The sequence below is a fragment of the Streptomyces sp. cmx-4-9 genome (assembly GCF_046548835.1).
In the GTDB taxonomy this organism is placed as follows: Bacteria; Actinomycetota; Actinomycetes; order Streptomycetales; family Streptomycetaceae; genus Streptomyces.
In genome coordinates, this window is the sequence record NZ_JAEBEE010000001.1 from 1,187,631 (window position 1) to 1,213,625 (window position 25,995).

21 protein-coding genes and 1 other RNA gene are annotated in these 25,995 nt (G+C 74.5%); 5 read left to right on the forward strand and 17 right to left on the reverse strand.

Annotated elements, in window-relative coordinates; genetic code table 11:
• Positions 1-44: 44 nt before the first annotated feature.
• The 6 genes from ACLJTM_RS05565 to ACLJTM_RS05590 all read right to left on the reverse strand — a co-directional run bounded on the left by ACLJTM_RS05565 (position 45) and on the right by ACLJTM_RS05590 (position 8,336).
• Positions 45-2,387, reverse strand: coding sequence for a xanthine dehydrogenase family protein molybdopterin-binding subunit (locus tag ACLJTM_RS05565; RefSeq protein WP_411102180.1), 2,343 nt, complete (start codon positions 2,385-2,387; stop codon positions 45-47).
• A complete protein-coding gene (locus ACLJTM_RS05570; protein ID WP_411102181.1) occupies positions 2,384-4,492 on the reverse strand; it encodes a 2Fe-2S iron-sulfur cluster-binding protein in 2,109 nt (702 codons plus the stop codon). Before ACLJTM_RS05570 ends, ACLJTM_RS05565 begins: the two co-directional genes overlap by 4 nt.
• Positions 4,489-5,502, reverse strand: a complete 1,014-nt coding sequence (locus tag ACLJTM_RS05575; protein ID WP_411102182.1) for an FAD binding domain-containing protein — start codon at positions 5,500-5,502, stop codon at positions 4,489-4,491. Before ACLJTM_RS05575 ends, ACLJTM_RS05570 begins: the two co-directional genes overlap by 4 nt.
• Positions 5,503-5,670: 168 nt before the next feature.
• On the reverse strand, positions 5,671-7,308 hold the full coding sequence (locus ACLJTM_RS05580; protein ID WP_411102183.1) for a beta-N-acetylhexosaminidase: 1,638 nt from the start codon (positions 7,306-7,308) through the stop codon (positions 5,671-5,673).
• 147 nt (positions 7,309-7,455) lie between these two features.
• Positions 7,456-7,746: a DUF3039 domain-containing protein gene (locus ACLJTM_RS05585; RefSeq protein ID WP_257556126.1), complete on the reverse strand. Its 291-nt coding sequence runs from the start codon at positions 7,744-7,746 to the stop codon at positions 7,456-7,458.
• 29 nt (positions 7,747-7,775) lie between these two features.
• Positions 7,776-8,336 (reverse strand): YqgE/AlgH family protein, encoded by a 561-nt coding sequence (locus ACLJTM_RS05590; RefSeq protein ID WP_411102184.1) that lies wholly within the window; start codon positions 8,334-8,336, stop codon positions 7,776-7,778.
• 263 nt (positions 8,337-8,599) lie between these two features.
• On the opposite strand from ACLJTM_RS05590, the gene murA reads away from it, so the two are divergent.
• The gene (gene murA / locus ACLJTM_RS05595) at positions 8,600-9,946 is read left to right on the forward strand and encodes a UDP-N-acetylglucosamine 1-carboxyvinyltransferase (RefSeq protein WP_411102185.1); all 1,347 of its coding nucleotides are present in this window, start codon (positions 8,600-8,602) and stop codon (positions 9,944-9,946) included.
• A 308-nt stretch (positions 9,947-10,254) separates the two neighbouring features.
• Here the strand turns inward: murA and ACLJTM_RS05600 are convergent, their stop codons facing one another.
• The 8 genes from ACLJTM_RS05600 to ACLJTM_RS05635 form a co-directional block, all read right to left on the reverse strand.
• Positions 10,255-10,536 (reverse strand): HU family DNA-binding protein, encoded by a 282-nt coding sequence (locus tag ACLJTM_RS05600; protein WP_007264399.1) that lies wholly within the window; start codon positions 10,534-10,536, stop codon positions 10,255-10,257.
• A 353-nt stretch (positions 10,537-10,889) separates the two neighbouring features.
• Complete coding sequence (locus ACLJTM_RS05605) at positions 10,890-12,293, reverse strand: NAD-dependent malic enzyme (RefSeq protein ID WP_411102186.1); 1,404 nt, start codon at positions 12,291-12,293, stop codon at positions 10,890-10,892.
• Positions 12,294-12,788: 495 nt separating this feature from the next.
• Positions 12,789-15,095, reverse strand: coding sequence for a HelD family protein (locus ACLJTM_RS05610; protein ID WP_411102187.1), 2,307 nt, complete (start codon positions 15,093-15,095; stop codon positions 12,789-12,791).
• 137 nt (positions 15,096-15,232) lie between these two features.
• A complete protein-coding gene (locus ACLJTM_RS05615; protein ID WP_411102188.1) occupies positions 15,233-15,793 on the reverse strand; it encodes a CGNR zinc finger domain-containing protein in 561 nt (186 codons plus the stop codon).
• Between the two features lie 114 nt (positions 15,794-15,907).
• Positions 15,908-16,456, reverse strand: coding sequence for a GNAT family N-acetyltransferase (locus ACLJTM_RS05620; RefSeq protein ID WP_411102189.1), 549 nt, complete (start codon positions 16,454-16,456; stop codon positions 15,908-15,910).
• Positions 16,457-16,506: 50 nt separating this feature from the next.
• Entirely contained in the window at positions 16,507-17,658 is a 1,152-nt protein-coding gene (locus tag ACLJTM_RS05625) for a uroporphyrinogen-III synthase (protein ID WP_411102190.1), read from the reverse strand.
• Between the two features lie 117 nt (positions 17,659-17,775).
• Positions 17,776-19,143 carry an MFS transporter gene (locus tag ACLJTM_RS05630; RefSeq protein ID WP_411102191.1) on the reverse strand — a complete coding sequence of 456 codons (1,368 nt, stop codon included), beginning with the start codon at positions 19,141-19,143 and terminating at the stop codon, positions 17,776-17,778.
• Between the two features lie 97 nt (positions 19,144-19,240).
• Entirely contained in the window at positions 19,241-20,224 is a 984-nt protein-coding gene (locus ACLJTM_RS05635) for a LysR family transcriptional regulator (RefSeq protein WP_411102192.1), read from the reverse strand.
• 84 nt (positions 20,225-20,308) lie between these two features.
• Between ACLJTM_RS05635 and ACLJTM_RS05640 the strand changes: the two genes are divergently transcribed.
• The 4 genes from ACLJTM_RS05640 (at position 20,309) to ACLJTM_RS05655 (ending at position 23,682) form a co-directional block, all read left to right on the forward strand.
• Positions 20,309-21,724, forward strand: coding sequence for an MFS transporter (locus ACLJTM_RS05640; RefSeq protein ID WP_411102193.1), 1,416 nt, complete (start codon positions 20,309-20,311; stop codon positions 21,722-21,724).
• 49 nt (positions 21,725-21,773) lie between these two features.
• Positions 21,774-23,000: an SH3 domain-containing protein gene (locus ACLJTM_RS05645; protein ID WP_411102194.1), complete on the forward strand. Its 1,227-nt coding sequence runs from the start codon at positions 21,774-21,776 to the stop codon at positions 22,998-23,000.
• A 152-nt stretch (positions 23,001-23,152) separates the two neighbouring features.
• Positions 23,153-23,428: a type II toxin-antitoxin system Phd/YefM family antitoxin gene (locus ACLJTM_RS05650; protein WP_411102195.1), complete on the forward strand. Its 276-nt coding sequence runs from the start codon at positions 23,153-23,155 to the stop codon at positions 23,426-23,428.
• Positions 23,425-23,682 (forward strand): Txe/YoeB family addiction module toxin, encoded by a 258-nt coding sequence (locus ACLJTM_RS05655; protein WP_411102196.1) that lies wholly within the window; start codon positions 23,425-23,427, stop codon positions 23,680-23,682. Before ACLJTM_RS05650 ends, ACLJTM_RS05655 begins: the two co-directional genes overlap by 4 nt.
• Positions 23,683-23,742: 60 nt before the next feature.
• On the opposite strand, the gene ssrA is transcribed toward ACLJTM_RS05655, so the two are convergent.
• The 3 genes from ssrA to ACLJTM_RS05670 all read right to left on the reverse strand — a co-directional run bounded on the left by ssrA (position 23,743) and on the right by ACLJTM_RS05670 (position 25,972).
• Positions 23,743-24,131, reverse strand: a transfer-messenger RNA (tmRNA) gene (gene ssrA / locus ACLJTM_RS05660).
• A 110-nt stretch (positions 24,132-24,241) separates the two neighbouring features.
• Positions 24,242-24,727, reverse strand: a complete 486-nt coding sequence (smpB, locus tag ACLJTM_RS05665; RefSeq protein WP_411102197.1) for an SsrA-binding protein SmpB — start codon at positions 24,725-24,727, stop codon at positions 24,242-24,244.
• Positions 24,728-24,745: 18 nt separating this feature from the next.
• Positions 24,746-25,972: a S41 family peptidase gene (locus tag ACLJTM_RS05670; RefSeq protein WP_411102198.1), complete on the reverse strand. Its 1,227-nt coding sequence runs from the start codon at positions 25,970-25,972 to the stop codon at positions 24,746-24,748.
• Positions 25,973-25,995: the final 23 nt, after the last annotated feature.

Genomic DNA, 25,995 nt, shown 5'->3' on the forward strand with positions numbered 1-25,995 from the left:
GCGCCCCCAACCCCGGGGTTGCAGCTGCAATGGGACTCACACGGTCACGAGTTGGGTGCGGCCACCGCCGCCGACGGGCGGATCGGGAGCCTGTTCACCGGGCGGCCCGTCGCCGCGCGGACCGCCGAGGCCACCGCCGCCGGGGTCGTCACCACCGGGACCGCGCTCGCCGCCTTGGCCCCGAAGGGGGCCACCACGTCGCGTTCCTCGACCAGTTTGACGATGCGCACGGCCGGGGCGTCCAGCGATGTCGGCAGGGCGTACCCGGTCAGGTCGGGGTGGCGGACCAGGCCGGAGACCGTACGGAGGTTCTCCGTGAGGGCCGCGCCCACGCCCTGGGTGACGCCCGCCTCGATGCGGGCGGCAAGCTGCCGCGGGTTGAGGATCCGCCCGACGTCCTGCGCGACCGCCAGCTCCACCACCCGTACCGAGCCCAGCTCGATGTCCACGTCCACCACGGCGCGGATCGCACAGAAGGCCAGGCCCACGAACGCGTCACCCTGGCCGTCCGCGTCCAGGGGCTCCGTCGGGTGGGGGCGGCACTGGGCCGTGGCCCACAACTCCTTGCCCTCCAGGGCCTCTGCGACCGTCGTGGAGAACGCCCCGTCGTACGAGGTGATCCGGCCGTCCGTGATCTGCAGCAGCTCGGTGGACATGCCCAGCTTGTGGGCCACCGGCTGGAGCAGCTGCGTACGGACCATCTTCGCCGCGCGCTCCACCGCCCCGCCCGACACCCACGTGTGCCGGCCGTGCGCCGAGGGGCCCGCGGGCGGCTGGTCGGTGTCGACGGGGGCCATCGCCACCTCGTCGACGCCGAGCACCTCCTGGACGATCTGGCGGGCCAGCGTCGCGAAGCCCTGGCCGGTGTCGACCGCCGCGCAGATGACCGTGGCCGTGCCGTCCACGACCTTGACGGTCGCCGTCGACACCTCGTCGGTGCCCTCGGCGCCGAGCATGTGGACCATGCCGACCCCGTACCCGACGCCGCGGCGCACCGCGCCCGGTTCGCCCGCGCCCTCCGGGCCGCCCGGGAGCAGCCACTCGTCCTCGGGTGCGTCCTTGGGCAGCGCGGGCAGTTCGACGTCGCGGACCGCCCGCAGGAGTTCCGCCACCGGCGCCGGGCAGGTCACCGTCTGGCCGGTCGGCAGGAGGTCGCCCGTCGCGAGGACGTTGCGCATGCGCAGTTCCGCCCCGTCGAGGCCGAGGGCCGCCGCGAGCTTGTCCATCTGGCCCTCGTACGCGGCGCACACCTGCATCGCGCCTTCGCCGCGGACGTGGCCCGACGGCGGGTTGTTGGTGCGCACCGCCCAGCCCTCGACGAAGGCGTGCGGGACGACGTACGGGCCGCAGGCGAAGGCCACGGCCGCGGCCAGGGACTCCGCGGAGGCGTCGGCGTAGGCGCCCGCGTCCATCAGGATCTGCGCCTCGACCTTGACCAGGCGGCCCTCGGCGTCCGCGTGGTGGCGGTAGCGCAGCAGGGTCGGATGGCGGTGGGTGTGGCCGAGGAAGGACTCCTCGCGGGTCGCGACGAGTTTGACGGGGCAGCCCGTGCGCAGGGCCAGCAGGCCCAGCGGCAGCTGGAAGGCGGCGTCCTCGCGGTCGGCCGTCGCGCCGGGGACGCCGGTGACGACGACCCGTACGCGGTCGGGTTCCAGCCCGAAGCAGGCCGCCGCCAGGTCACGGTCGCCGTGCGGGTCGGTGGAGGCGGTGTAGAGCTCGACGCCCCCGTCGGGCCGCGGCACGGCCAGCCCCGCCTCGGCCCCGATCGGTGCGGGGTCCTGGCGGCCGATCCGGTAGAGGCCCTCGACGACGACCTCGCCGGTGGCCTCCGGGTCGCCGTAGCGCAGCGGGATGTGCCGGATCAGGTTGCCGTCGGGGTGCAGGGCGGGGGCGCCGAAGGACTGCTCGGGGTCGGTGACCGGGTCGAGGAGCTCGTACTCGACGGCGATGGCGGCGGCGGCGAGCCGGGCCGTGTCGGGGTGGTCGGCGGCGACGGCGGCGATGGGCTCGCCGTGGTGGCGGACGACGTCGTGGGCGAACACCGGCCGGTCGGCGACCCGGCGGCCGTGCGTGGTCGCGCCGGGGACGTCGGCGTGGGTGACGACGGCGCGGACGCCCGGCATCCGGGCGGCGGCCGTGGTGTCGACGGACAGGATCCGGGCGTGCGCGTGCGGGGAGCGCAGGACGGCTGCCCACAGCAGGCCCTCGGCCCACAGGTCGGCGGCGTAGGGGAAGGTGCCTTCGGTCTTGGCGCGGGTGTCGGCGGCCGGGACGGAGGCTCCGATGCCGCGCGGGGCCTGCTCCTGCGCGGCGTCGTCGGCCGGCGCCGCGAGGGCCGTCGTGCTGTTCAGCGCCGTCGTCGCGGTCGCCGCGTCCTGCCCGCTCACGCCGTGCCTCCGTGGTGGATGCCGCCCTCGCCGGGCGCTGCCTGGTGCGGGATGCGCGGTTCCGCTGGGCCCTGGGCCGCCGCGGAGCCGGCTGCGCCGGCCGCCGCGCCGGAGGCGGTCGCCTCCCGCTCGGCCACGACCTCGCGGACGGCGTCGACGACTCCTGCGTAGCCGGAGCAGCGGCAGAGGTTGCCGCACAGCGCCTGCCGGGTCTCCAGCTCGCTGGGGGCGTGGTTGCCCTCCAGCAGGTCATGGATGGTCATGGCCATGCCGGGCACGCAGAACCCGCACTGGACCGCACCCGACCGGCACAACGCCTGCTGCACGTCCGAGAGTTCCCCACCGGTCGCCAGGCCTTCGACGGTGCGGACCTCGCTGCCCGCCGCGGTCGCCGCCGGGACCAGGCAGGAGGCGACCAGCCGGCCGTCGACCTGTACGGCGCAGGCGCCGCACTCGCCCTGCGAGCAGCCGTCCTTGGCGCCGGCCAGGCCCAGGCGCTCGCGCAGCACGTACAGGAGGGACTCGCCGATCCAGGCGGCGGTGACCGGGCGGTCGGCGCCGTTGACGCGCAGGACGTAGGAGGCCGACGGGTGCTCGTGGTGGGCGACGGCCCCGGTGTCCGCGGTGTCTTCGTACGCCGGCTCCCCGGCCGGGGTCCCTTCGCCGGTCCCCGCACCCGGGGGTGGCACGGCGAGATCGGCGGCTCCCTCGTCCGGGGCGGGCGCGGCCTCGGTGTCCTCGGGCGGGGGGGCGTCGGGTCCGTGCCCGCCGGCCGGGCCCTGTTCCGCCGCGGCCTCCAGCGGCCCGGCGCAGGCGGAGCCGTGCCCGTCCCCCGGGGCCGGCTGCGGGGCGGGGAAGGCGTCCTGGGCCGGCTGCGGGGCGCGGCCGAAGGCGGCGAAGCCGAGCCCGTCGGTGTCCCCGGGCAGGGTGGTCCGGGGGGCGGGCACGCCCTCGGCCCGGGGAGCTCCGAAGAGGTCGAGGCCCTCGGGGGCGGCCGGCCCGGCCGGGTCGGGTTCGGCGGAGCCGGGGTGGGGCCGTTCCCCGGCGGGCGGTGCGCCCGCCGGGCCGTGCGCGGCGTCGATGTCGTGCGGGGCCGGGTGCGCCGGCTCGCCCTCGGGGAGGGGGGTGCCCACGCCGGGGCCGCCGAGCACGCGGGGCCCGCGCGGGCGGACTGCGCCCGCGTCGGCGCCGACTCCGGGGCCGCCGAGCAGGCGTCCCGCGGCCGGGGCGGAGGCGGCGGCCCCGGCGGCCGAGGCCGCGGCCGCCTCGTCGGTGCCCGGGAGCTCGCCCGGGCCGGGGCCGGCGTCGGGGCCGCCGTACGTGTCGTAGGGCGCGGGCGGGTAGCCGCGGGAGTCGTCGAAGCCGGGGTGGTTCGCCCAGGGGGCCGCCGCCCCGCCGGGCAGCGTGGCCGGGGCCTGGCTCCAGTCGGCCGCGTAGCCGGCCGGGGGGAACTCGTCGGGCCGGGCGGGGAGTTCCTGCACGGACCACTGCCCGGTCGCGGCGGCCGCGGCCGCTCCGCCGTCGTGCGGGGCTCCGCCGTCGTGCGCGGCCTCGGGGAAGCGCCATTCGGCGGTGTCCCCCGGCTCGTGGCCCGCAGCCGGCCCGCCGGCCGGGTCCGCGCTGGTCTGCCCCTGCGCCTGACCCTGCGCCTGACCTTGCGCCTGGGCGGTCTCGGACGGGTCCTGCCGGGCGAAGGCCGCGGCCACCGCGGCCGGGATGGGAACCGACGCCGGGATGGGGCCGCCGACCGGCGCCGGGCCGTGGCCGGCTGCCGGGGCCTGCGCCGTCTGCGCGGGCCCGGTCCGGCCCGCCTCGGGCCACTGCACCGGCATCGTCCAGGTGCCCGTGGCGGAGGGGTCCGCGCTGGCGGAGCCCAACGGCACGATCATCGGCGGCGGCACGTAGCCGTGCCCCGGGGCCGCAAGCGGCTCCCCGGTGTCCAGCGCGTCCAGCATCTCCTGGGGCAGCTTCACGAAGGCCGTGGCGTCGGAGTCGTACTCGCCGCCGTGCGGCACCGGCTCCCAGCCCCAGTCGGACCCCGGCGCACCCGTGTGGCCCGGGTCCCCATTCGCTCCGCTCACGTACCCGTTCTCGTTCCCGCTCATGAGGTCAGCGCCCTCCCCAGGGCCCTCCGTGCCAGTACGGCCACCGTCCGCCGCAGATGCAGTACGCCCGGGGCCACCGGTTCGCCCTGGTCGGGCACGCAGGCCGCCGCGACGTAGTCGCCGAACGCCTCCAGCGCCTCGGGGGCCAGGGTCCGCCCGCCGTCCCAGTCGATCAGCGAGGCCACCCACTGCTCGGCCTCCAGCGGCCGCAGCGGCATCGGGGCGACCGCACCGATCGCGCAGCGCACCCCCCTGCGCGCCGGGTCCAGCACGAGCCCCACGGATGCGACGGCGCGCCCCGGCCCGGTGCGCCCCGTAGCCTTCAGGAACACCTGCGGGGCGTGCAGCAGCGGCACCCGCACGAAGCCGATCAGCTCGCCGGGGCGCAGCATCTCGCGGCCGGCCAGCAGGTGCGACACCGGGACCTCCCGGCGGCCTCCCGGGCCGACGATGACGAGGACGGCCTCCAGCGCGGCCAGCACGGGCAGCGCGTCACCCGTGGGCGCGGCGGTGGCGATGTTGCCGCCGAGGGTTCCGGCGTTGCGGATCTGCGGGGGCCCGGCCGCGCGTGCGGCGGCCGCCAGTGCGGGGATCAGGGCGGCGAAATCCGGCCGTCCCATCCGCGCGTGCGTGAGTCCCGCGCCGAGCAGGGCGTGCCCGTCCTGGTACTGCCAGCCGCGGATCTCGTTGATCCGGCCGAGGCCCACCAGGGCGGCGGGCCGCAGCAGCCCGGCGTTGACGGCGGCCATGAGGTCGGTGCCGCCCGCGACGGGCACGGCGGCAGGCATGGCGGTGAGCGCCGCCACGGCCTCGTCCAGTGAGGCCGGCAGCGTCACGGATTGCGCCGCCTGCGGCCCCGGGGGGCCCTGGGGCGCGTCCGGAGCGTGCAGTGCGTGCGGTGCGTGCGTGGTCAACCCAGCTGCCCCTTCCCGATGTCCCGGTTCCGGCGCTCGCGCCTGTTCCGCCGTACGGTACGTGCTCACCGCCGGGACGTGGCAACTCTGGCACATCTTCCGTGCCGCCCGGCGCGAGGGTGGGCCGGGTGCCGGGGCGCCCGCCCGCCGTGCCGGCGCCGGGCCGCCGCCGCAGCTCATCCGCACTGCGCTCCCCCACCTCACCCCGATCGCCCGTTTTTCCTCGTATAAGGGGAAATCTAGGAAGAGTTCCCCTTCTCTTCCTCACACGTTCGGGGGCGCTCCCTCGCGCGGACGTCCGAGCACTCCGGGCCTGCGCTGCCACGGCAGGGGCCCGCCCGGTGGCCGGTACCCGACGCCGAGCGCGTCCAGCCGCGCGTAGTGGACCGCCATCCGTTCCTCGAAGCCGGCGAAGTCGCGTTCCTGCGGCGGGGGTTGCGGGGACCACACCACCTCGGCGAATGCCGCGAGCCGGGGGAACACCTGGTAGTCGACACGGTCCTGGTTGTCCGTCACCTCGGTCCACATGTTGGCCTGGGCGCCCAGGATGCGGGCGGCGGCCTGCTCCGAGAGCTGCGGCGGGACCGGCTCAAAGCGGTAGACGTCCTCCAGCGTGCGCACGTACGCGATCGGCACCGGCTCCTCGGGGCCGGCCGCCTGACGGTAGTCCAGGTACACGTGCTGCGCGGGGCACATCACCACGTCGTGGCCGGCCTCGGCCGCGGCGACGCCGCCCGCGTAGCCGCGCCACGAGGACACCACGGCCCCGGGCGCGAGGCCCCCCTCCAGGATCTCGTCCCATCCGGTCAACCGCCGTCCTCGGGAGGCGAGCCAGGTGTCGAAATGCTTGATGAACCAGGACTGCAGGCCGTCCTCGCCGTCCACGCCCAGCTCCCGGATCCGGGCCTGGGCCGCCGGCGAGTCCCGCCACTGCCCCTTGGGGCACTCGTCGCCGCCCACGTGGACGAAGGGCGAGACCTCGGCGGGGAAGAGGTCGAGCACCTCCTCGAAGACCCCTTCGTAGAAGCGCAGTACGGCCTCGGTCGGCGCGAGCACGTTCTCGTTGACCCCCCAGTCGTCCCACACCTCCAGCGCGGCGGTGTCGACGACGTCGGTGTTGCCGAGTCCGGGGTACGCGGCGATCGCGGCCTGCGAGTGCCCGGGCAGGTCGATCTCCGGGACCACCCGCACGTGCCGTTCGGCGGCGTACGCGACGATCTCGCGCACGTCGTCCTGGGTGTAGTAGCCGCCGTGCGGGGTCTCGTCCCACAGCGGGGAGTCGCGGTGCCCGCGCCGGGAGCGCGCCCGCCAGGCGCCGACCCCGGTGAGCCGCGGGTAGCGCTTGATCTCGATCCGCCAGCCCTGGTCGTCCGTCAGGTGCAGGTGGAGCACGTTGAGCTTGTGTGCGGCGAGCAGGTCGATGTACCGGAGCACGGCCTCCTTGGGCAGGAAGTGCCGGGCGACGTCGAGGAGCAGTCCGCGCCACCCGAACCGCGGCCGGTCGGCGATCTGCACGTACGGCAGGCTCCAGGTGCGTCCGGGCAGCGGGGCCCGGCGGTGGGCGTCGGGGCCCAGCAGCTGACGGAGGGTCTGCAGGCCCCGGAAGAGTCCGGCCCCGCTCGCTCCGGCCAGGGCGGCGCCGTCCGCGTCGACGGTGAGGGCGTAGGCCTCGGGCCCCTGGCGTCCGGCGAGCCCCGCATCGAGGCGCAGCCGTATGCCGGCGCTCTCCCCGGGTGCGGCGGCGGGCAGGTTCCAGCCGGTGGCGGCGCCGAGTTCGCGGCGCAGCCAGCGGGCGGCGGCCGCGCAGTCCGGGGCCGCGTCGAGCAGGGGCTCGGGTCCGAACGCGTAGCGGAGCCCGTCTTCGTGGAAGACGGCGGCCCGGGGTGCGGGGATCAGGTCCATGCGTCAGCCCTTCGCAGCAGCCTGTTGCGCTCTGCGCAACGCCCGTTCCGCAGAGTGCTCGTCGCGCCGACCCTAGTACGCCGAAGGCCCCCGGGGTACGCCTCGGGCGCACTCCGGGGGCCTTCGCTGCTGCGGGCAGGGCCCGGACTACTTGTCCTTGCCGCCCTTGTCCTTGTCCTTGTCCCCGCCGGGGCCCATGGACTCGTAGATCTCCTTGCACATGGGGCAGACCGGGTACTTCTTCGGGTCCCGGCCCGGCACCCAGACCTTGCCGCAGAGCGCGACGACGGGGGTCCCGTCGAGCGCGCTCGCCATGATCTTGTCCTTCTGGACGTAGTGGGCGAAGCGCTCGTGGTCGCCGTCGCCGTGGGACACCTGCGGCGTCGGCTCTACGAGGGTCCCCGTACCAGTCCCGCGCTCGGGCTCAAGAGTGCTCATGAAATCCAGGGTACTGAACCGCGACCGGCTCAGTTGAGCGACGGGTCGTCCGGATAGGTGGCGACCATCGCGAGGTCGCTGCGCTGGCGGCGCAGCACGGCCCGCCAGAGCCGTTCGGGATCGGGGAAGGACACGTCGCCGGGTTCGGAGTCCACGACGTACCAGGCACCCTCGCCCAGTTCGGTCTCCAGCTGCCCCGGCCCCCAGCCGGAGTAGCCGGCGAAGATCCGCAGGCCGCCCAGGGCCGCCGCGAGCAGTTCCGGCGGGGTCTCCAGGTCGACCAGCCCGATGGCCCCGTGCACCCGGCGCCAGCCGAGCGGGCCCTCCTCGCCGGGGATGACCGCCACCCCCAGGGCGGAGTCGAGCCCCACCGGGCCGCCCTGGAAGACCACGCCCGGGTCGCCGGCCAGCGGGGCCCAGGACAGCAGGACGTCGCGGACGCCCACCGGGGTCGGCCGGTTGAGGACCACGCCGAGGGAGCCCTGCTCGTCGTGGTCGAGCAGGAGCACCACGGCCCGGTCGAAATTCGGGTCCGCGAGGGCGGGCGTGGCCACGAGCAGTCTCCCTGTGAGGGAGGACACCTCGGTCATGCGGCCATGATCTCGCACATTTCCCCGATTCGGGGGACCCGGCGGCAAGATCGGACCCCGTGCAGCTCAGGGCGCACGGCGGCCGGGCGGCGGCACGCGGCCGACGACAGGCGGAATGCAACGCTCCGCCATGGGGCGGGCACAGAGGGTGCCGTACCGGATTCCCGACGGTCTCCCGGCCGCGTCAGCCATACAAACAAAGGGGTGGTGGCCCTTACTCTTTTCTCTGGCCACCCGCCCATCCCTCCCGGAACGCGAGATTCATGACCGGCACAGTCAGTGACGATGTACTGCTTGTCCACGGCGGCACCCCGCTCGAGGGCGAGATCCGTGTCCGCGGTGCGAAGAACCTCGTGCCCAAGGCCATGGTCGCCGCTCTGCTCGGCAGTGGACCCAGTCGGCTGCGCAACGTTCCCGACATCCGCGACGTGCGCGTCGTACGCGGTCTGCTCCAGCTGCACGGGGTGACGGTCCGCCCCGGCGAGGAGCCGGGCGAGCTGGTGCTCGACCCCACCCACGTCGAGAGCGCGAACGTCGCCGACATCGACGCGCACGCGGGTTCGTCCCGCATCCCGATCCTGTTCTGCGGCCCCCTGCTGCACCGCCTCGGCCACGCCTTCATCCCCGGCCTCGGCGGCTGCGACATCGGCGGCCGGCCGATCGACTTCCACTTCGACGTGCTGCGCCAGTTCGGCGCGACCATCGAGAAGCGGGAGGGCGGCCAGTACCTGGAAGCCCCGCAGCGGCTGCGCGGCTGCAAGATCCGCCTCCCCTACCCGTCGGTCGGCTCGACCGAGCAGGTGCTGCTGACGGCCGTCCTGGCCGAGGGCGTCACCGAGCTCAGCAACGCCGCGGTGGAGCCGGAGATCGAGGACCTCATCTGCGTCCTGCAGAAGATGGGCGCGATCATCTCCCTCGACACCGACCGGACCATCCGGATCACCGGTGTGGACCGCCTCGGCGGCTACAACCACAAGGCGCTCCCGGACCGCCTGGAGGCCGCCTCCTGGGCGTCCGCCGCGCTGGCGACCGGCGGCAACATCTACGTGCGCGGCGCCCAGCAGCGCTCGATGATGACCTTCCTGAACACCTACCGCCGGGTCGGCGGGGCGTTCGAGATCGACGACAACGGCATCCGCTTCTGGCACCCGGGCGGCCCCCTCAAGGCCATCGCCCTGGAGACGGACGTGCACCCCGGCTTCCAGACGGACTGGCAGCAGCCGCTGGTCGTGGCCCTGACGCAGGCCTCCGGCCTCTCGATCGTCCACGAGACGGTCTACGAGTCCCGGCTCGGCTTCACCTCGGCCCTCAACCAGATGGGTGCCCACATCCAGCTGTACCGGGAGTGCCTGGGCGGCAGCGCCTGCCGGTTCGGCCAGCGCAACTTCCTGCACTCGGCGGTCGTCTCCGGCCCGACCAAGCTGCAGGGCGCCGACCTGGTCATCCCCGACCTGCGCGGCGGGTTCTCGTACCTGATCGCGGCGCTGGCGGCCGAAGGCACCTCGCGGGTGCACGGCATCGACCTCATCAACCGCGGTTACGAGAACTTCATGGAGAAGCTCGTGGAACTCGGCGCGAAGGTCGAACTGCCCGGCGGCGACCTCGTCTGACGCACCGTCTGCGCAGCCCCCTGGCCCTCTCGGGCCGGGGGGCTTTCGCATGGGGCTCCCGCCCGGCCCGCGGGGGCTCCAGGGGCCCTCCAGGGGCCGCCAGGAGGCCGGGGCGGGGCGGACGGGCCCCGGCCCGGGCACGGGCGCGGAGCTCCGGCGCGGAACCGGGGCGCGGGTCCGGGGCGCGGGTCCGGGGCGGAACGCGACGGAGGGCGGCCGCCCCACCCGGGGCGGCCGCCCTCCGTCGTTCCGTCAGAGCGCACTGCACGGCGTCCCGGAGGCCTGCGGCCCCCGGCGCCGGAACAGGGCTACTTGCCCTTGGCGGCTTCCTTGAGCTTGGAGCCCGCGGAGACCTTCACGCTGTAGCCGGCCGGGATCTGGATGGGGTCGCCGGTCTGCGGGTTGCGCGCGGTGCGAGCGGCACGGTGGGTGCGCTCGAAGGTCAGGAAGCCGGGGATGGTGACCTTCTCGTCGCCCTTGGCGACAATCTCGCCGACGGTCTCGGCGAGCGCGGCCAGAACGGCGTCGGCGTCCTTGCGGGTCACCTCGGCGCGCTCGGACAGAGCGGCCACCAGCTCACTGCGGTTCATGTTGTACTCCCGTGTTCAACGTGCCTTGGAGGCGTGAGATCGAAGCCGATGCTGCCAGGGCCCTCGGACAGTCCCCGGACCCGGGTCTGAACGTCAGACCCTCTCGCCCGGTTACGCATCCTGCCCCCACCAGCGGCGGGAAAGCCAATCCGGCACCCGCCGGGGTCACACGAAAAGCGCCACAGTCACGCGGCGGTGACGCTCCGTCCGCACGCGCCGGGATGCGGACCGCGGACCGTGCGGCATCGACGCAACCCTAGAGGCGGCCCACCGGGCCCGCATCCCGCGACGCGCCGGGACGGCCGGGCCCGTGAGGGCCGTCACAGCCGCCCGCGGACCCCGCCGCGCCTCCGTCAGGCCCCGGAGGCAGCCTTGCGCACCGCGCCGGCGACCGCGCCCGCGACCTTGTCGTTGAACACCGACGGGATGATGTAGTTCGCGTTCAGCTCGTCCTCGCCGACGACGTCCGCCAGCGCGCTCGCGGCGGCCAGCATCATCTCGGTGTTCACGGTCCGGGACTGGGCGTCCAGCAGGCCGCGGAAGACACCCGGGAAGACCAGCACGTTGTTGATCTGGTTCGGGAAGTCGGACCGGCCGGTGGCGACGACCGCGGCCGTCTGGCGGGCGACGGCGGGGTCGACCTCGGGGTCCGGGTTCGCGAGCGCGAACACGATCGCACCCTCGGCCATGGCCGCCACGTCCTCGCCGGAGAGCACGTTCGGTGCGGAGACGCCGATGAACACGTCGGCGCCCACCACGGCTTCCTTGAGGGTGCCGGTGTAGCCCTCGGGGTTGGTGTTGTCGGCGATCCAGCGCAGCGGGGAGTCCGCCGCGGCGTCGACCAGGTCGGGCCGGCCCGCGTGCACGACGCCGTGGATGTCGGCGCTGACGGCGTTCTTGACGCCCGCCGCGAGGAGCAGCTTGAGGATGGCCGTGCCGGCCGCGCCCGCACCCGACATGACCACCTTGACGTCGCCAACTGCCTTGCCCACGACGCGCAGTGCGTTGGTGAGCGCGGCGAGCACCACGATCGCGGTGCCGTGCTGGTCGTCGTGGAAGACGGGGATGTCCAGGGCCTCGCGCAGCCGGGCCTCGATCTCGAAGCAGCGCGGCGCGGAGATGTCCTCCAGGTTGATGCCGGCGAAGCCGGGGGCGATGGCGCGGACGATCTCGACGATTTTGTCGGTGTCCTGGGTGTCGAGGCAGATCGGCCAGGCGTCGATGCCGGCGAAGCGCTTGAAGAGGGCCGCCTTGCCCTCCATGACGGGCAGCGCGGCCATCGGGCCGATGTTGCCGAGGCCCAGCACGGCGGAGCCGTCCGTCACGACTGCGACGGAGTTGCGCTTGATGGTGAGGCGGCGCGCGTCCTCGGGATTCTCGGCGATCGCCATGCACACGCGGGCCACGCCCGGGGTGTAGATCATGGACAGGTCGTCGCGGTTGCGGATGGGGTGCTTGGACGCCATCTCGATCTTGCCGCCGAGGTGCATCAGGAAGGTGCGGTCGGAGACCTTGCCGAGGCTGACGCCCTCGATCCCGCGGAGCTTCTCCACGATCTCGTCCGCGTGGGCGGTGGAGGTCGCGGCGATGGTGACGTCGATCCGGAGCTTCTCGTGCCCGGAGGCGGTCACGTCGAGGCCGGTGACCGAGCCGCCGGAGGACTCCACGGCGGTGGTGAGCTGGGAGACCGCGGTTCCGCTCGCGGGCACTTCCAGACGGACCGTCATCGAATACGAGACGCTGGGCGCCGTTGCCATGGCCGTGTTCCTCTTCTGTCCCTGGTTTTCGCTGTACACACAGGGTCCCGCTGCACGCCGGGTGCGGCAGGGCCTGTTGTCCGATCGTCCCACCTACCAGCCGGTACAAGGTAACCAGCTACAAATTTCGGAAGAACTCTTCCACCATACGAGAGAGCTCGGCGCGACGGAATGGTGGGTTGACACAAAACAGGTCCGCGCCCTCCACTCGTGGAGGGCGCGGACCTGGTGAAACGACTGGCGACACCGACCCGCCATGCTCGCCTCGCGGCAAGTGGTCGCTCTAGGCGACGAAGGTTGGGCCCGGGGGCTTGGATCGAGTCGGTGCCGTAACCCAGGCTAACAAAGGATCGCCGGAAGTGGCTCCCCTACCGGCAGTCCGTCTGCGGCCGCCACGCGCCTGGCCGCGGGCCATCCGGCCGTACGGCGCCTCCCGCCGCCCCGCGGGGCCCGCCTCGGGGGCCCTACGGGGGCCCGGGCCCCGGGGCCCGCGCCTCAGGGCCGCAGGAGGTCCGGCACCCCGTCCGCGTCCGGCCGGTCCCGCTCCGCCGAGACGACCGTCAGCTGCTGCGTCGCCCGCGTCAGGGCCACGTAGAGCACGCGCAGGCCGGCCGGGGACTCGTCGGCGATCTCCGCCGGCGAGACCACCACCGTGGCGTCGTACTCCAGGCCCTTGGCCTCCAGGCTGCCCAGCGCCACCGCCCGTCCGCCCAGGTCCGCGAGCCAGCCCGCGGCCTCGGCCCGCCGGTCCATGGCCACCACCACGCCGACGGTGCCGTCCACCTGCTCCAGCAGCCGGCGGGTCTCCTCGCGCACCGCCGTGCCCAGGTCGCCCGCGGCGGCCGTGAACCGGGGCTCCAGGCCCGTGGAGCGCACCGCGGTCGGCGGCTCCATGCCGGGCATGGCCAGCCGCAGCACCCGCGCCGCGACCTCGGCGACCTCGGCCGGGTTGCGGTAGTTCACCGTGAGCGTGAACCGGCGCCGCGGCCTGCTGCCCAGCGCCTCGTCGCGGGCCGCCGCCGCCTCCTGGGGGTCCGTCCAGGAGGACTGCGCCGGGTCGCCGACCACCGTCCAGGTGCCGTGCCGACCCCGGCGGCCCACCATCCGCCACTGCATGGGCGTCAGGTCCTGGGCCTCGTCGACGATGACGTGCGCGTACTCGGTGCGCTCCGCCGCGAGCCGCTCGGCCCGCTCCCACTGGGTCTCCTCGCGGGTCGGCATCAGCTCCTCCAGCCCGCTGAGCTGCTCCAGCGGGTCCAGGTTCCGCTTGCGCCGCGGCCGGGCCGGGGCGCCCAGGAGCTGCTGGAGCTCGTCCAGCAGCGCCACGTCGTGCACGGACAGCGGCCCCTTGCCGTCCGGGCCCGCCCGGCGCAGCGAACGGGCCAGCTGGCGGATCTCGCGCGGGTTCAGGTCCCGGCGGGACCAGCGGCCCAGGCGCCGCTCGTCCGCCATCGCGGCGAGCACCGCGCGGGGGGTCAGCTCCGGCCACCAGGCGTTCAGGAAGTCGATGAAGGCGTCCTCGGTGGAGATGTCCTCGTCGAAGGCGGAGCGCAGCTCGGCGGCCAGCTCGGGGTCGCTGTGCCGGCCGGCGCTGCCGGACTTGGCGTACAGGGCGTCGAGGAGCAGCTTGCGGGCGCGCGGGCGCAGCAGGTTGACGGGGGCGGTGCCGCCGAGGACGTTCTGCCGGATCCGGTCGAGTTCGGCGGCCTCCAGCTCCTGGCGGCGGCCGAAGGCCACCACCCGCAGCCGGTCGGGCGCCTCTCCCAGCTCCAGGGCGCCGCGGACGGCCTTGCGCAGGACCTTGAGCATCCGGGAGGAGCCCTTGATCCGGGCCACGGCCGGGTCGTCGTAGGTGGTCGCCTCGGCTCCGTCGACGAGCGAGCCGAGCGCGCGGATGGCGACCTGCCCCTCCTCGCCGAGGGAGGGCAGCACGCCCTCGGTGTACGCGACGAGCAGCGGCGTCGGGGAGACGATCAGGATGCCGCCGGAGTAGCGGCGGCGGTCCTGGTAGAGCAGGTAGGCGGCCCGGTGCAGGGCGACGGCGGTCTTGCCGGTGCCGGGGCCCCCCGCGACCTCGGCGACGGAGGCGGCGGGCGCCCGGATGACCAGGTCCTGCTCGGCCTGGATGGAGGAGACGATGTCCCGCATCGAGTGCGTACGGGCCCGCCCCAGCGCGGCCATCAGGGCGCCGTCGCCGATGACGGGCAGCTCCCGGCCGTCCAGGGACGCGGTGACCTCGGGGCGCATCAGGTCGTCCTCGACGCCCAGCACCTTGCGGCCCTTGGAGCGGATGACGCGGCGGCGCACCACGCGGCCGGGGTCCTTGGGGGTGGAGCGGTAGAACGGCGCGGCGGCCGGCGCGCGCCAGTCGATGACCAGCGGCGTGTAGTCGGAGTCCAGCACCCCGATGCGGCCGATGTGGAGGGTCTCGGCGACCTCGGCGGTGAGGTCCTCGCGGATCGCGTCGTCGGCGGGCTCGACGGAGGTGTAGGCGCCGTCGGCGCCCCGCTCCCCGTCCTTGCCGAGCACCAGGTCGATGCGGCCGAAGAGGAAGTCCTCGAACTCGTTGTTGAGCCGGTTCAGGTGGATGCCCGCCCGGAAGACCTGCGCGTCGCGTTCGGCGAGCGCGCCGGGCGTCCCCACCTGGCCGCGCTGGGCCGCGTCGTTCATCAGGAACTCGGCCTCGTGGATCTTCTCCTCAAGGCGTCGGTACACCCGGTCGAGATGCGTCTGCTCGACCGCGATCTCCCGATCGCGGACGGAATCCGCCGTGCTGTCGACAGCGGCATTCTGCGCGGCCACCAAGGCCCCCTTCTGACGTGCATGGGCGACCGTCAACCGTACGCGAACCGGGCCCCTGTCCGCACGCCCGTTCCGGAACCGGGGGGTGTCGCACGGTCCGGGGCGGTCCGGCCCGCGGACACCGGCGGGCCCGCGGCTCAGGCGGAGCCGGCCGCCAGGACCCTGCGGCGGTGCCGGGCGACGCGCTCCCGGTTGCCGCACAGTTCGCTGGCGCACCAGCGACGCCGGTGCCCGCGGGAAGTGTCCAGGTAGACCCGGGTGCATCCGTCGCCCTCGCAGGTCCGCAGCAGCGCCAGGTCGCCGGGGTCCGTCAGCAGCTCCACCGCGTCACGGGCGACGGCGGCCAGGAGGGCCCCGCATTCCACGCCCCCGCACAACTCCCGTACCAGGTGCCCTTCCTGGTCCCGTACGGCACACAGTCCCGGGGGTGGACCGGCTGCCAGCGCGTTGACGCGGGCGAGGGCCCGCTCGTCGGGTTCGGCGCCGGCCGGCGCCGACCGTACGAGGCCGTCCACGTCGCCGCGCAGGGACCGGAAGGCCGCGGCCCAGTCGGGGCCCACCCGGGCCAGCGGGGTGCGGTCGGGGACCAGTCCGGCCCCGGCGAGCCACAGCCGCAGCGCATCGCCGTCCCGGATCCCCTCGTGGGGGGTGGAGGTGGCCACCAGGTCCAGGCAGACCCGGCCGGAGTCGAACCTCATGCCCGTCACCGCCTCGCTGTCGCGGGTGTGTCGCCAGAGTGCCCGTCCGCCGCCGCAGTGGGAAGCCCCCGGACCGGCCCCGCGACAGACAGGACGGCGCACCCGGCCACAGCACTAGGGTGCGGGCGGCCGGTCGTGCAGGAGCCGCTGGAACAGCCGGTGGTCGCGCCAGGCGCCGTTGATGTGCAGGTAGCGCGGCGCGAGGCCGTACCGCTCGAACCCGGCCTTCGCCAGAACCCGTTGGGAGGCCAGGTTGTCGACGAGGGTGCCGGCCTCCACACGGTGCAGGCCCACCTCGTCCCGGGCGATCCGGCAGACCTCCTGCACGGCGGCCGTGGCCAGCCCCCTGCCGTGCCAGTCCCGGTCCACCCAGTAGCCGATGCCGCCGCTGCACAGCGGGCCCAGCACGATGGAGCCCAGGTTGATCGCCCCGACGGGCCTGCCGGTCGCCGTCTCCACGAACACGTACGGGCGCAGCCGGCCCGCGTCCCGGTCGGCGAGGGCGCCCTCGATGCGCTCGCGCTGGCCCTGCTCCGTGTAGAACGCGGCGGGCCTGACCGGCTCCACGTGCGCCATGGCCGCCCGGTTCCGCGTGAACGCCTCGGCGAGTCCGGCGGCGTCCGCCGGCCGCAGACCCCTCATCTCCACCCCGTCAATGACCATCCGGGCACGCTAGCCGACCCCGCGCGCCGGGCGGAACGGCGACGGCCGGTTCAGTCCGGCAGGCCGCCGCCGTACTTGGCCTCGCCGCCGGCGTCCAGCGACAGCCGGTAGCCCCGCTTGACCACCGTCTGGATCAGCTTCGGAGCCCCCAGGGCCACCCGCAGCCGGGCCATGGCCGTCTCCACCGCGTGCTCGTCCCGGCCCGCGCCCGGCAGGGCCCGCAGCAGGTCCGCCCGCGCCACCACCCAGCCCGGCCGGCGGGCCAGGGCCCGCAGCAGGGCCATCCCGGCGGGCGGCACCGGCCGCAGTTCGGCGTCGACCAGTACGGCATGCCCGCGCAGCTCCAGCCGGTGCCCGGCCACCGGCAGCACCTTGGCCCGGCCGGGCAGCTCCTGGCAGAGCAGCTGGACGAGCGGGCCCAGCCGGAACCGCTCCGGCTGCACGGTGTCCACGCCGTGCGCCTGCAGCGGCAGGGCCGTCACCGGCCCCACGCACGCCGACAGCACCCCGCCCCGCAGTGCGGCCAGCACCTCCTCGCGCATCCCGCGTTCGCCGGCCCGGGAGAGCAGGGAGGCCGCAGCCGGGGCGGAGGTGAAGCTGACGGCGTCGACCCCGCCGCCGACCACCGCGTCCAGGAGCCGGTCCAGCGGCCCGAGGTCTTCCGGCGCCATCCACCGGTACACGGGGACGGCCACCACCTCGGCCCCGCCGGCCCGCAGGGCCTCGACGAAGCCGGGCAGCGGCTCCCCGTGCAGCTGGAGGGCGATCCGCCGCCCGGCCACCCCGGCGGCGAGCAGCCGGTCCAGTACCTCGGCGAGGGACTCGGACTGCGGGGACCAGGCCTCCACAAGCCCGGCGGCCCGGATGGTGCCCTTCACCTTCGGTCCGCGCGCCAGCAGTTCGGTGGCCCGCAGCCGCTCCACCAGCTGCTCGCCGATCCCCCAGCCGTCGGCGGCCTCGATCCAGCCGCGGAAGCCGATGGCGGTGGTGGCGACGACCGCGTCGGGGGCGCAGTCGATGAGTTCCTTCGTGGCGGCCAGCAGTTCGCCGTCGTCGGCCAGGGGCACGATCCGCAGGGCGGGGGCGTGCAGGACGCCGGCGCCCCGGCGGCGCAGCAGGGCGATCAGCTCGTCCGCCCGGCGTGCGGCGGTGACTCCGACGGTGAAGCCCGCGAGCGGACCGGTCTGCTTGTCGTGGTCCATCGTGACCTGCCTGCCTTGCTGCCGTGCCCAGTGGGTCGCCGTCTCCTCGCCGGACCGAGCCTGCCAACGCGGCGTGTCAGGCTCGGTTCCGTCGCATTTCGGTGCGGTTAAGTGCGGTCACACCGACGTGAGCTGCGGTTCCTGTGCCTCCCCGGTGGCCGGGACGGCGGTGGGGGCGGGCCTTCGAAGGTATACCGCCCACGTCACGGCGCAGCACACCGCGTAGCAGGCGAGGAAGGTCACGAAGGCGGCCGTTCCGGAGCCGGAGCGGGAGAAGGCCTCGCGGAAGACCAGGTTGATGCCGAGCCCGCCGAGGCCCCCCACCGCGCCGATCAGTCCCATGGCCGCGCCGGAGAGGCGGCGTCCGTAGGCGGCCGCGTCCTCGCCCGACATGCCGCGGGCCACAGCCTCGGCCTGGAAGATCCCGGGGATCATCTTGTACGTCGAGCCGTTGCCGAGCCCGCTCAGGACGAACAGGGCGACGAAGCCGGCCAGGAACACGGGCAGCGACTCCCGCACCGAGGCGAGGACCACCACCCCGGTCGCGGCGGCCATCGCCACGAAGGCGGCGAGGGTGATCCGGGCCCCGCCGAAGCGGTCCGCCAGCGCCCCGCCGACCGGCCGGACCAGGGATCCCAGGAGGGGCCCGGTGAAGGTCAGCGAGGCGGCCTGCAGCGGGGTCCGGCCGAACTGGGTCTGGAGCACCAGTCCGAAGGCGAAGCTGTAGCCGATGAAGGAGCCGAAGGTGCCGACGTAGAGGAAGGACATGATCCAGGTGTGCGGTGCGCGCAGGGCCTCGCGCACGGCTCCGGTGTCGGCGCGGACGGGTGCCAGATTGTCCATGCGCAGCGCCGCCATGGTGGCCGCGGCCACGACGAGCGGGAGGTAGGCGGCGAGCAGCAGCCTCGGGTGTCCGGCTCCGGCGGTGCCGATGACCAGCAGGGCGGCGAGCTGCACCACCGGGACGCCGATGTTGCCGCCGCCCGCGTTCAGGCCGAGGGCCCAGCCCTTCTTGCGGAGCGGGAAGAAGGCGTTGATGTTCGTCATGGACGAGGCGAAGTTGCCGCCGCCCACGCCGGTCAGCGCGGCCACGGCTAGGAAGGTGCCGTAGGAGGTGCCGGGTTCCATGACCACCAGGGCGGCCGTGGTCGGGGCGAGCAGCAGCAGGGCGCTGACCACCGTCCAGTTCCGGCCGCCGAACCGGGCGACGGCGAAGGTGTACGGGATCCGTACGAGGGCGCCGACCAGGGTGGCGGTCGCGATGAGGAAGAACTTCCCGGCGGGGTCGATGCCGTACTGCGGCCCCATGAAGAGGACCAGCACGGACCACAGCGACCAGATGGAGAACCCGATGTGCTCGGAGAGGACCGAGTAGAGGAGGTTGCGGCGGGCGATCGGCTCGCCCGTCTCCTTCCAGAAGGCCTCGTCCTCGGGGTCCCACCGCTCGATCCAGCGGCCCCCCGTGCGCGGTGCGGTACCGGTCATCACGTGCCTCCACAGCTGTCGCGTCCGTGGTGACGACCGTAGGGAGGGTGCGTTTCGGTCCCGGTCCCCGCCGGATGACCGCTGCGCAACCTCGGACTCACCCGCCGCCGGGCGCGGGTGTGAGACCGGCCGGCAGCCAGCTCCCGGCGGGCACCGCCAGCCAGCCCCGCTCGGCGGCCAGGGCCGCGGCCGCCGCGTGCAGGGCGTCCAGGGCCGGGTGGCTGAACCCGCTGCGCCACACCATGGACAGCGGCGACAGCGGGACCGGCGCGGTCAGGGGCCGTTTGACGCTCCCCGGCATGTCGGGGAAGTCCACGGTCACCAGCACCGGGTTGCGGGTCTTGGCCATGATCCGGCGGAACTCGTCCTTCCCGACCGCCACGGGTGCGGGCGGCGCCGCCGCGATCCCCCGCCCGGCGAACAGTTCGCGCGCCAGCCCCGTCCACTCCAGGGTCCGCGGGTTCCCGGCGCCGGTGTACACCTGCTCCCCCACCAGTGCGTCCAGCGGTACGGGGCCGGGCGCGGCGAGCGCATGGTCCTCGGGCAGCAGCACGGCGAGCGGCTCGTACCGTACGGGCCGCCGGGCGAGCCGGGCCCGCAGCGACGGGTCCAGGCCGTCGGCGTACCCGAAGGAGACGTCGAGGCGGCCGGCGGCGATCTCGGCGGCGGCGTGGGTGAGCCCACTCTCGAAGCGGGCCATCAGCTCGCAGTCGGGGGCGAGTTCACGGGCCCGCTCCAGGACGGTGCGGCCGGTGCCGGGGCCGTCGGTGTTCAGGTCGACGAGCAGCGGCCGCGGCCCGGACCCCGGGCCGAAGGCGGCGGCCAGGTCCTCGTGGGCCCGCAGCACCCGCCGGGCCAGCGGCAGCAGCCGGTGCCCCTCGGCGGTGAGCTCCACCTGCCGGGTGGTCCGGGTGAACAGGGGCGCGCCCAGGACGTGTTCGAGCCGGCGGATGTCCCGGCTCAGGGCCTGCTGGGCGGTGTAGAGGCGGGTGGCGGCCCGGGTGAAGTGCAGCTCTTCGGCGACGGCGAGGAAACCGCGCAGCAGCCGGGGTTCCACGTCGCGGGGTATCGCGGGGGTCACCCGCGGAGACTAACAACACGGTGGCGTGAATGCCCCCGGAACAGGTGTTGGACCGGGTCCGGGGGCGGGACGCAGGCTTGGCCCATGCCCGCGACCACCGCCACCGCAGCCCCTGCCGGCGCCGCCCCGGCCCCTGCCACCCGCACCGCGACCGCCGCACTCACCGGGTCCGCCGCGCGGGCCGGGGGCGGCGGCGTCCGCCCGCCCCGCATGACCGTCACCGGCGGCACCCTGGTCATCGCCTCGGCTCCGCCGGCCCGCGCCGGCGCCCGTGTCCGCGACCGCCGCTCCCCGGGCCCGTACCGGCAGTTGTTCGCCCGCCCCGGAACCCGCGGCTTCACCGCCGGCAACCTCCTCGCCCGGCTCCCCATCGGCATGTTCGGCGTCAGCGCGGTGATGATGATCGCCGGGCAGCGCGGCTCGTACGCCCTCGCCGGGGCGGTCACCGCGACCGGCCTGGCCGCCACCGCGGTCGTGGCGCCCTGGACCGCCCGGCTGGTCGACCGCCACGGCCAGGCCCGCGTCGCCCTGCCCGCCACTCTCTTCGCGGTGCTCGGCTCGCTGGCCCTGGTCGTCTGCGTCCGCACCCAGGCCCCCGCTTGGACCCTCTTCGCCTCGTACGCGGCGACCGCCACCACCCCCAACATCGGCGGCATGTCCCGGGCCCGCTGGACCCACCTGCTGCGCGGCTCCCCGGCCGCGCACCACACCGCGATGTCCTTCGAGCAGGCGGCGGACGAGCTCTGCTTCATGCTCGGCCCGGTGCTGGCCGCCCTCCTGTGCACCGCCGCCTTCCCCGAGGCGGGCACCCTCACCGGCGCGGCCCTGCTGCTGACCGGGATGCTGCTCTTCCTCTCCCGGCGGGCCACGGAGCCCCCGGTGGCGCCCGCGCCCCGGCACGGGTCCCCGCTGCTGCGCGCGCTGGCTCCGCTGCTGGTCCTTTTCCTCGCGACGGGGCTGGTCTTCGGCTCCCTGGAGGTCGCCTCGATCGCACACCTCGCCGGCCTGGGACTGGGCGGCTGGTCCGGCCCGGTACTGGCCCTGCAGGCGGCCGGGTCCTGCGCGGCCGGCCTGGTCTACGGCACCCGGCGCCCCCGCTCGCTGCGCCGCTGCGTCGGCGCGCTGTCCGTCCTCATGGCCCTGCCCTGGGCCGCCGCGGGCACCGGCTCGCCGGCCGCCCTGGCCGCAGCCCTGCTGCTGGCCGGCATGGCCACGGCCCCGACGATGGTCACCGCCATGGCCCGGGTCCACGCCCTCACCCCGCCGGGCCGCCTCAACGAGGGCATGACCCTCGCGGTCACCGCCATCCTCGGCGGCGTCGCGGCCGGTTCGGCAGCCGCGGGCCTGGCCGTCGACCACCTCGGCACCACGGCGGCCTACGCCCTCCCCGCGGCGGCCGGTCTGCTCGCCCTGCTGGTCACGGCAGCGGGGCGATCGCTCCGGCGGGCGGGTGATCACTCCCGCGTGGTACGCACGGCTGCGGCCCGTGATCCGCAATAACTGGGGTGTCTTCCCCCCAGCGCCCTTCTCCTTTGCGGAGGAACCACCCGTGCCTGCTTCCCGTTCCGTCGTGCCCGCCGCCCTGATCGTCGCGGCCGTCACCGCGACCGGCCTGGTGCCGGCCGCACCGGCCCTGGCCGACGCGTCGAACCTCCGGTTCTCGCAGCCGTACGTCCCCTCAATCGCCCCCGGCACCACGGGCCGCATCGTCATCGCGGCCACCACCGGGGCGGATCCGGCCGTCAGCAGCACCTTCCGGATCGTCGCCCCGGAGCGGACCACCTTCCCGGAGGCCCGCTTCTACTGGAACGGCCGGCGCACCTCCGCCCCCTGCACCCGGTCCTCGGACGCCCGGCTGCTCACCTGCGAGGCCGGCACGCGCGCCGGCTTCGCCTTCCCCGCCGGCGAGCAGACGCGGCTGGGGGTCTCCGTCCACGTGGACGCGGACGCCCCGGAGGGGGCCACCCTGCACGGGGGCGAATGGGGCACCGGCCACGAGGCCCCCGCCCTGTTCGCCGTCGCCACTCCGGTGACGGGCCCCAAGGGGGACAAGGGCGACAAGGGTGACAAGGGCGAGAACGGCCACCACGGCGAGAACGGCCACCACGGCCGGCCAGGCCGCCCCGGCCCGCAGGGCGAGAAGGGCGAGAAGGGGGACAAGGGGGACAAGGGGGACAAGGGGGACAAGGGAGACCGCGGCGAGAACGGCGCACCCGGACCGCAGGGCCCCCGCGGGCCGTCCGGCGGCCTCCCCGGCCCCAAGGGCGACAAGGGCGCGAAGGGCGACAAGGGCGACCGCGGCCCCGCCGGCCCCCGCGGCCCGCTGGGCGCGAAGGGCGCCAAGGGCGACCGCGGCCCCGCCGGAACACCCGGCCCCCGGGGCCCGCTGGGCGCCAAGGGCCCGAAGGGCGACCGCGGCCACACCGGCCCGCAGGGCGCCAAGGGCCCGAAGGGCGACCGCGGCCCCGCCGGCCCGAAGGGCCCGAAGGGCGAGACCGGCAAGCCCGGCTCCTGCAAGTGCGGCGGCGGCGACGGCCACCACGAGACCCCGAAGGCCCGCATCGTCGCCCCCGGCAAGGGCCTCGGCATCCGCTCCGGCCCGGGCACCGGCTACGCCAAGACGGGCAAGGCCCCGACGGACTCGGTGGTCGCCCTCCAGTGCAAGGTCAACGGCCAGGAAGTCGACGGGAATGCGATCTGGTACAAGCTCGCCGACGGCCGCGGCTGGATCTCCGCCCGCTACGCCCTGAACCTCAACAAGGTGCCGTTCTGCTAGCAGCGGCCACGGGCACCCGCCGGACATGACGAAGGCCCCGCAGCCTCAACGGCCGCGGGGCCTTTCCCCGCGCACCCGAGGGTCGCGGTCGTACGAGTTTCCGGTACCTGTGCCGTACGATAAACTCGTACCACCGAGAGAAGGCGGATGCCATGTCCATCAGCGCCAGCGAAGCCCGGGCCACGCTCTTCCCGCTGATCGAGCGGGTCAACACCGACCACGCCCCGGTGCGCATCACCTCGAAGAACGGCGATGCCGTCCTCATGTCCGCGGACGACTACGACGCGTGGCAGGAGACCGTCTACCTGCTCCGCTCCCCTGCGAATGCCCGGCGACTCATGGAAGCGGTGGCACGTGACCGCGAAAGCGCTCCTTCGGTCGCCAAGACGATGGAAGAGCTGAGGGAGTTGGCCGGGGGCGAGGCGTGAGGAGCGTCCACTTCGACGCGGACGCCTGGGAGGACTTCCTGTTCTGGCTCGCCTCGGACCGGAAGACCGCCCGAAGGATCACCCGCCTGATCGGCGAGGTCCAGCGCGACCCGTTCAGCGGCATCGGCAAGCCCGAACCCCTGAAGGGGGAACTGTCGGGCTACTGGTCCCGCCGCATCGACGACGAGCACCGTCTCGTGTACCGGGCCGACGACAAAGAGGTCAAAATCCTCAAAGCCCGCTACCACTACTGATCCCGGACATGACGAAGGCCCCGCAGCCTCAACGGCCGCGGGGCCTTCGCCCACATGGGGTGGTGGAGATGGCGGGAATCGAACCCGCGTCCAACGGTGCAGAGGCAGGGCTTCTCCGAGCGCAGTCCGCTGCGCTTTTCTCAGCCCCGGAGATCACACGGACAAGTCTCCGACGGGCTCAGTCACTGTTTGATTTCCCTCCAACCCCCGTGACCGGGGCTAGAGGTTTAGATCCCTTGTTGACGCCAGGATCCGGACCGGGACCACTTCCGGGCTGACGCTCCTCACAGAGGCTTCAGCTCACTGTTATTAGGCAGCGAGGGTGAAGCGGGAGTTATCGCTCTTGGAGTTGGCGATTATTGTTTGCGACATGTGGTTAGCGAGATCATTGCCGCTTCCTCGGCTCGCTTCCCCTGCATCGACATCCGCTGTCGAAACCGATCATCCCCATGTTTCACGCTGTTCAGTTGTTCCTGCCGGTCTTGCACAGGCCGCTCCTCCCCCGAGGGGGTGGCGCTGCCGCCATGGTACGCGAAGTGGACCACTGCGTGCCAGGAGATTAAACCGTACCCCGCTGCTTGCGGCGGATCGCCGAGATCGTGCGGTTCGTCTCGCGGGTGTCCTGCTTCTCGCGCATCGTCTGGCGCTTGTCGTACTCCTTCTTGCCCTTCGCCAGCGCGATCTCGACCTTCGCCCGGCCGTCCTTGAAGTACAGGGACAGGGGCACGATCGTGTGGCCCGACTCCTGCGCCTTGCGGTCCAGCTTGTCGATCTCCTCCCGGTGCATGAGCAGCTTGCGCTTGCGCCGGGCGCTGTGGTTGGTCCAGGTGCCCTGGCTGTACTCCGGCACGTGGACGTTGTACAGCCACGCCTCGTCGCTCTCCACGGACACGAAGCCGTCGACGAGCGAGGCCCGGCCCTGGCGCAGGGACTTGACCTCGGTACCGGTGAGCACGAGACCGCACTCGTAGGTGTCGAGGATCGTGTAGTCGTGCCGCGCCTTCTTGTTCTGGGCGATCAGCTTGCGCCCTTTTTCCTTAGCCATAGTGCGGTCATTTTCGCACTACGGACCCACCCCGAGGCCACCCAATACCGTGGCGGCCCGTTCCTCGACCCCGTCGCCCGCCGCCAGGTCCGGGACGATGCCCCCGCCGTCGAGGCTGCGGCCCCCCGGCGTGCGGTACGTGCCCACCGTCAGCTCGGCCACCGAGCCGTCCGGGAGTTCGGTGGGCATCTGGACCGAGCCCTTGCCGAAGGTGCGCGTGCCCACCGCCACGGCCCGGCCGCGGTCCTGGAGGGCGCCCGTGACCAGTTCCGCGGCGCTCATCGTGCCGCCGTCGACCAGGGCCACGAGCGGGCGGGCGGTGTCCCCGCCCGGCGCGGCGTACAGGGCGCGCTGGGAGCCCCGTACGTCGTACGTCGCCACGAGCCCGCCGTCGAGGAAGGCGGAGGCGGCGGCCACCGCCTCGGTGACCAGTCCGCCCTTGTTCCCCCGCAGGTCGAGCATGACGCCGGTGCCGGGCGGGGCGGCGCGGACGGCGGCTTGGACGCGCTCGCCCGAACCGCGGCTGAAGGACGCCACCTTGATGACGGTGATCCCGCCGGGCAGGCGCCGTACGGTCACGGGCTCGGTGCGCAGCTGCTCGCGGCGGACGGTCTCGGTGAGGGCGGCGCCGCCCCGGTCCAGGTGCAGGACGACGGGGGTGCCGGCCCGGCCGCGCAGCAGGGCGACGACGTCGTCCACGGCGAGTCCGGTGACGGCCTGGCCGTCGACGCTCAGCAGCCGGTCCCCGGTGCGCACGCCGGCCCGGTCGGCGGGGCTGCCGGCCTGGACCTTCTCGACGGCGATCCGGCCGTCGGGAGCGCGTCCGGCCCAGATGCCGACCCCGGTCCAGTAGCCGTCGAGGTCTTCGGCGAAGGCGGCGTACTCGCCCTGGTCGTAGACCATGCCCCAGCGGTCCCCGCTGCGGCTGACGACCTCCTCGGCGGCCTTCTTGCCGGACTTCCCCTCGGCGACGGCCTCGGCGGCGGCGCGGGCGACGGCCTCCCGGTCGGCGGTGCCCGCCGGGCGGGACGGCCCGGGTGCGGGGCCGGCCGGGGCGGCCGCGGCGGCGGGCCCCGGGGTGGCGGCGCCCGCGGCGGCGGTCGGGGCGGCGGCGGCTGCGGCCTCCTCGCGGTCCCAGCAGCCGGTGCCCCCGGCGGTGGCGACGGACACGAGGAAGACCAACGTCAAGACGGCCCCGCGACGCAGGTCGCGGGGCCGGGGACAGAAGGCGGGCAGACCCGGCATGGCGCCGAGTCTAGGACAAGCCC

Excerpts from the sequence above, each read along its gene's own strand:
- ACLJTM_RS05570 (WP_411102181.1), bottom strand. The coding sequence starts at position 4,492 with ATGAGCGGGAACGAGAACGGGTACGTGAGCGGAGCGAATGGGGACCCG.
- ACLJTM_RS05575 (WP_411102182.1), bottom strand. The coding sequence starts at position 5,502 with ATGTGCCAGAGTTGCCACGTCCCGGCGGTGAGCACGTACCGTACGGCG.
- ACLJTM_RS05580 (WP_411102183.1), bottom strand. The coding sequence starts at position 7,308 with ATGGACCTGATCCCCGCACCCCGGGCCGCCGTCTTCCACGAAGACGGG.
- ACLJTM_RS05585 (WP_257556126.1), bottom strand. The coding sequence starts at position 7,746 with ATGAGCACTCTTGAGCCCGAGCGCGGGACTGGTACGGGGACCCTCGTA.
- ACLJTM_RS05590 (WP_411102184.1), bottom strand. The coding sequence starts at position 8,336 with ATGACCGAGGTGTCCTCCCTCACAGGGAGACTGCTCGTGGCCACGCCC.
- murA (WP_411102185.1), top strand. The coding sequence starts at position 8,600 with ATGACCGGCACAGTCAGTGACGATGTACTGCTTGTCCACGGCGGCACC.
- ACLJTM_RS05600 (WP_007264399.1), bottom strand. The coding sequence starts at position 10,536 with ATGAACCGCAGTGAGCTGGTGGCCGCTCTGTCCGAGCGCGCCGAGGTG.
- ACLJTM_RS05605 (WP_411102186.1), bottom strand. The coding sequence starts at position 12,293 with ATGGCAACGGCGCCCAGCGTCTCGTATTCGATGACGGTCCGTCTGGAA.
- ACLJTM_RS05615 (WP_411102188.1), bottom strand. The coding sequence starts at position 15,793 with ATGAGGTTCGACTCCGGCCGGGTCTGCCTGGACCTGGTGGCCACCTCC.
- ACLJTM_RS05620 (WP_411102189.1), bottom strand. The coding sequence starts at position 16,456 with ATGGTCATTGACGGGGTGGAGATGAGGGGTCTGCGGCCGGCGGACGCC.
- ACLJTM_RS05625 (WP_411102190.1), bottom strand. The coding sequence starts at position 17,658 with ATGGACCACGACAAGCAGACCGGTCCGCTCGCGGGCTTCACCGTCGGA.
- ACLJTM_RS05630 (WP_411102191.1), bottom strand. The coding sequence starts at position 19,143 with ATGACCGGTACCGCACCGCGCACGGGGGGCCGCTGGATCGAGCGGTGG.
- ACLJTM_RS05640 (WP_411102193.1), top strand. The coding sequence starts at position 20,309 with ATGCCCGCGACCACCGCCACCGCAGCCCCTGCCGGCGCCGCCCCGGCC.
- ACLJTM_RS05650 (WP_411102195.1), top strand. The coding sequence starts at position 23,153 with ATGTCCATCAGCGCCAGCGAAGCCCGGGCCACGCTCTTCCCGCTGATC.
- smpB (WP_411102197.1), bottom strand. The coding sequence starts at position 24,727 with ATGGCTAAGGAAAAAGGGCGCAAGCTGATCGCCCAGAACAAGAAGGCG.
- ACLJTM_RS05670 (WP_411102198.1), bottom strand. The coding sequence starts at position 25,972 with ATGCCGGGTCTGCCCGCCTTCTGTCCCCGGCCCCGCGACCTGCGTCGC.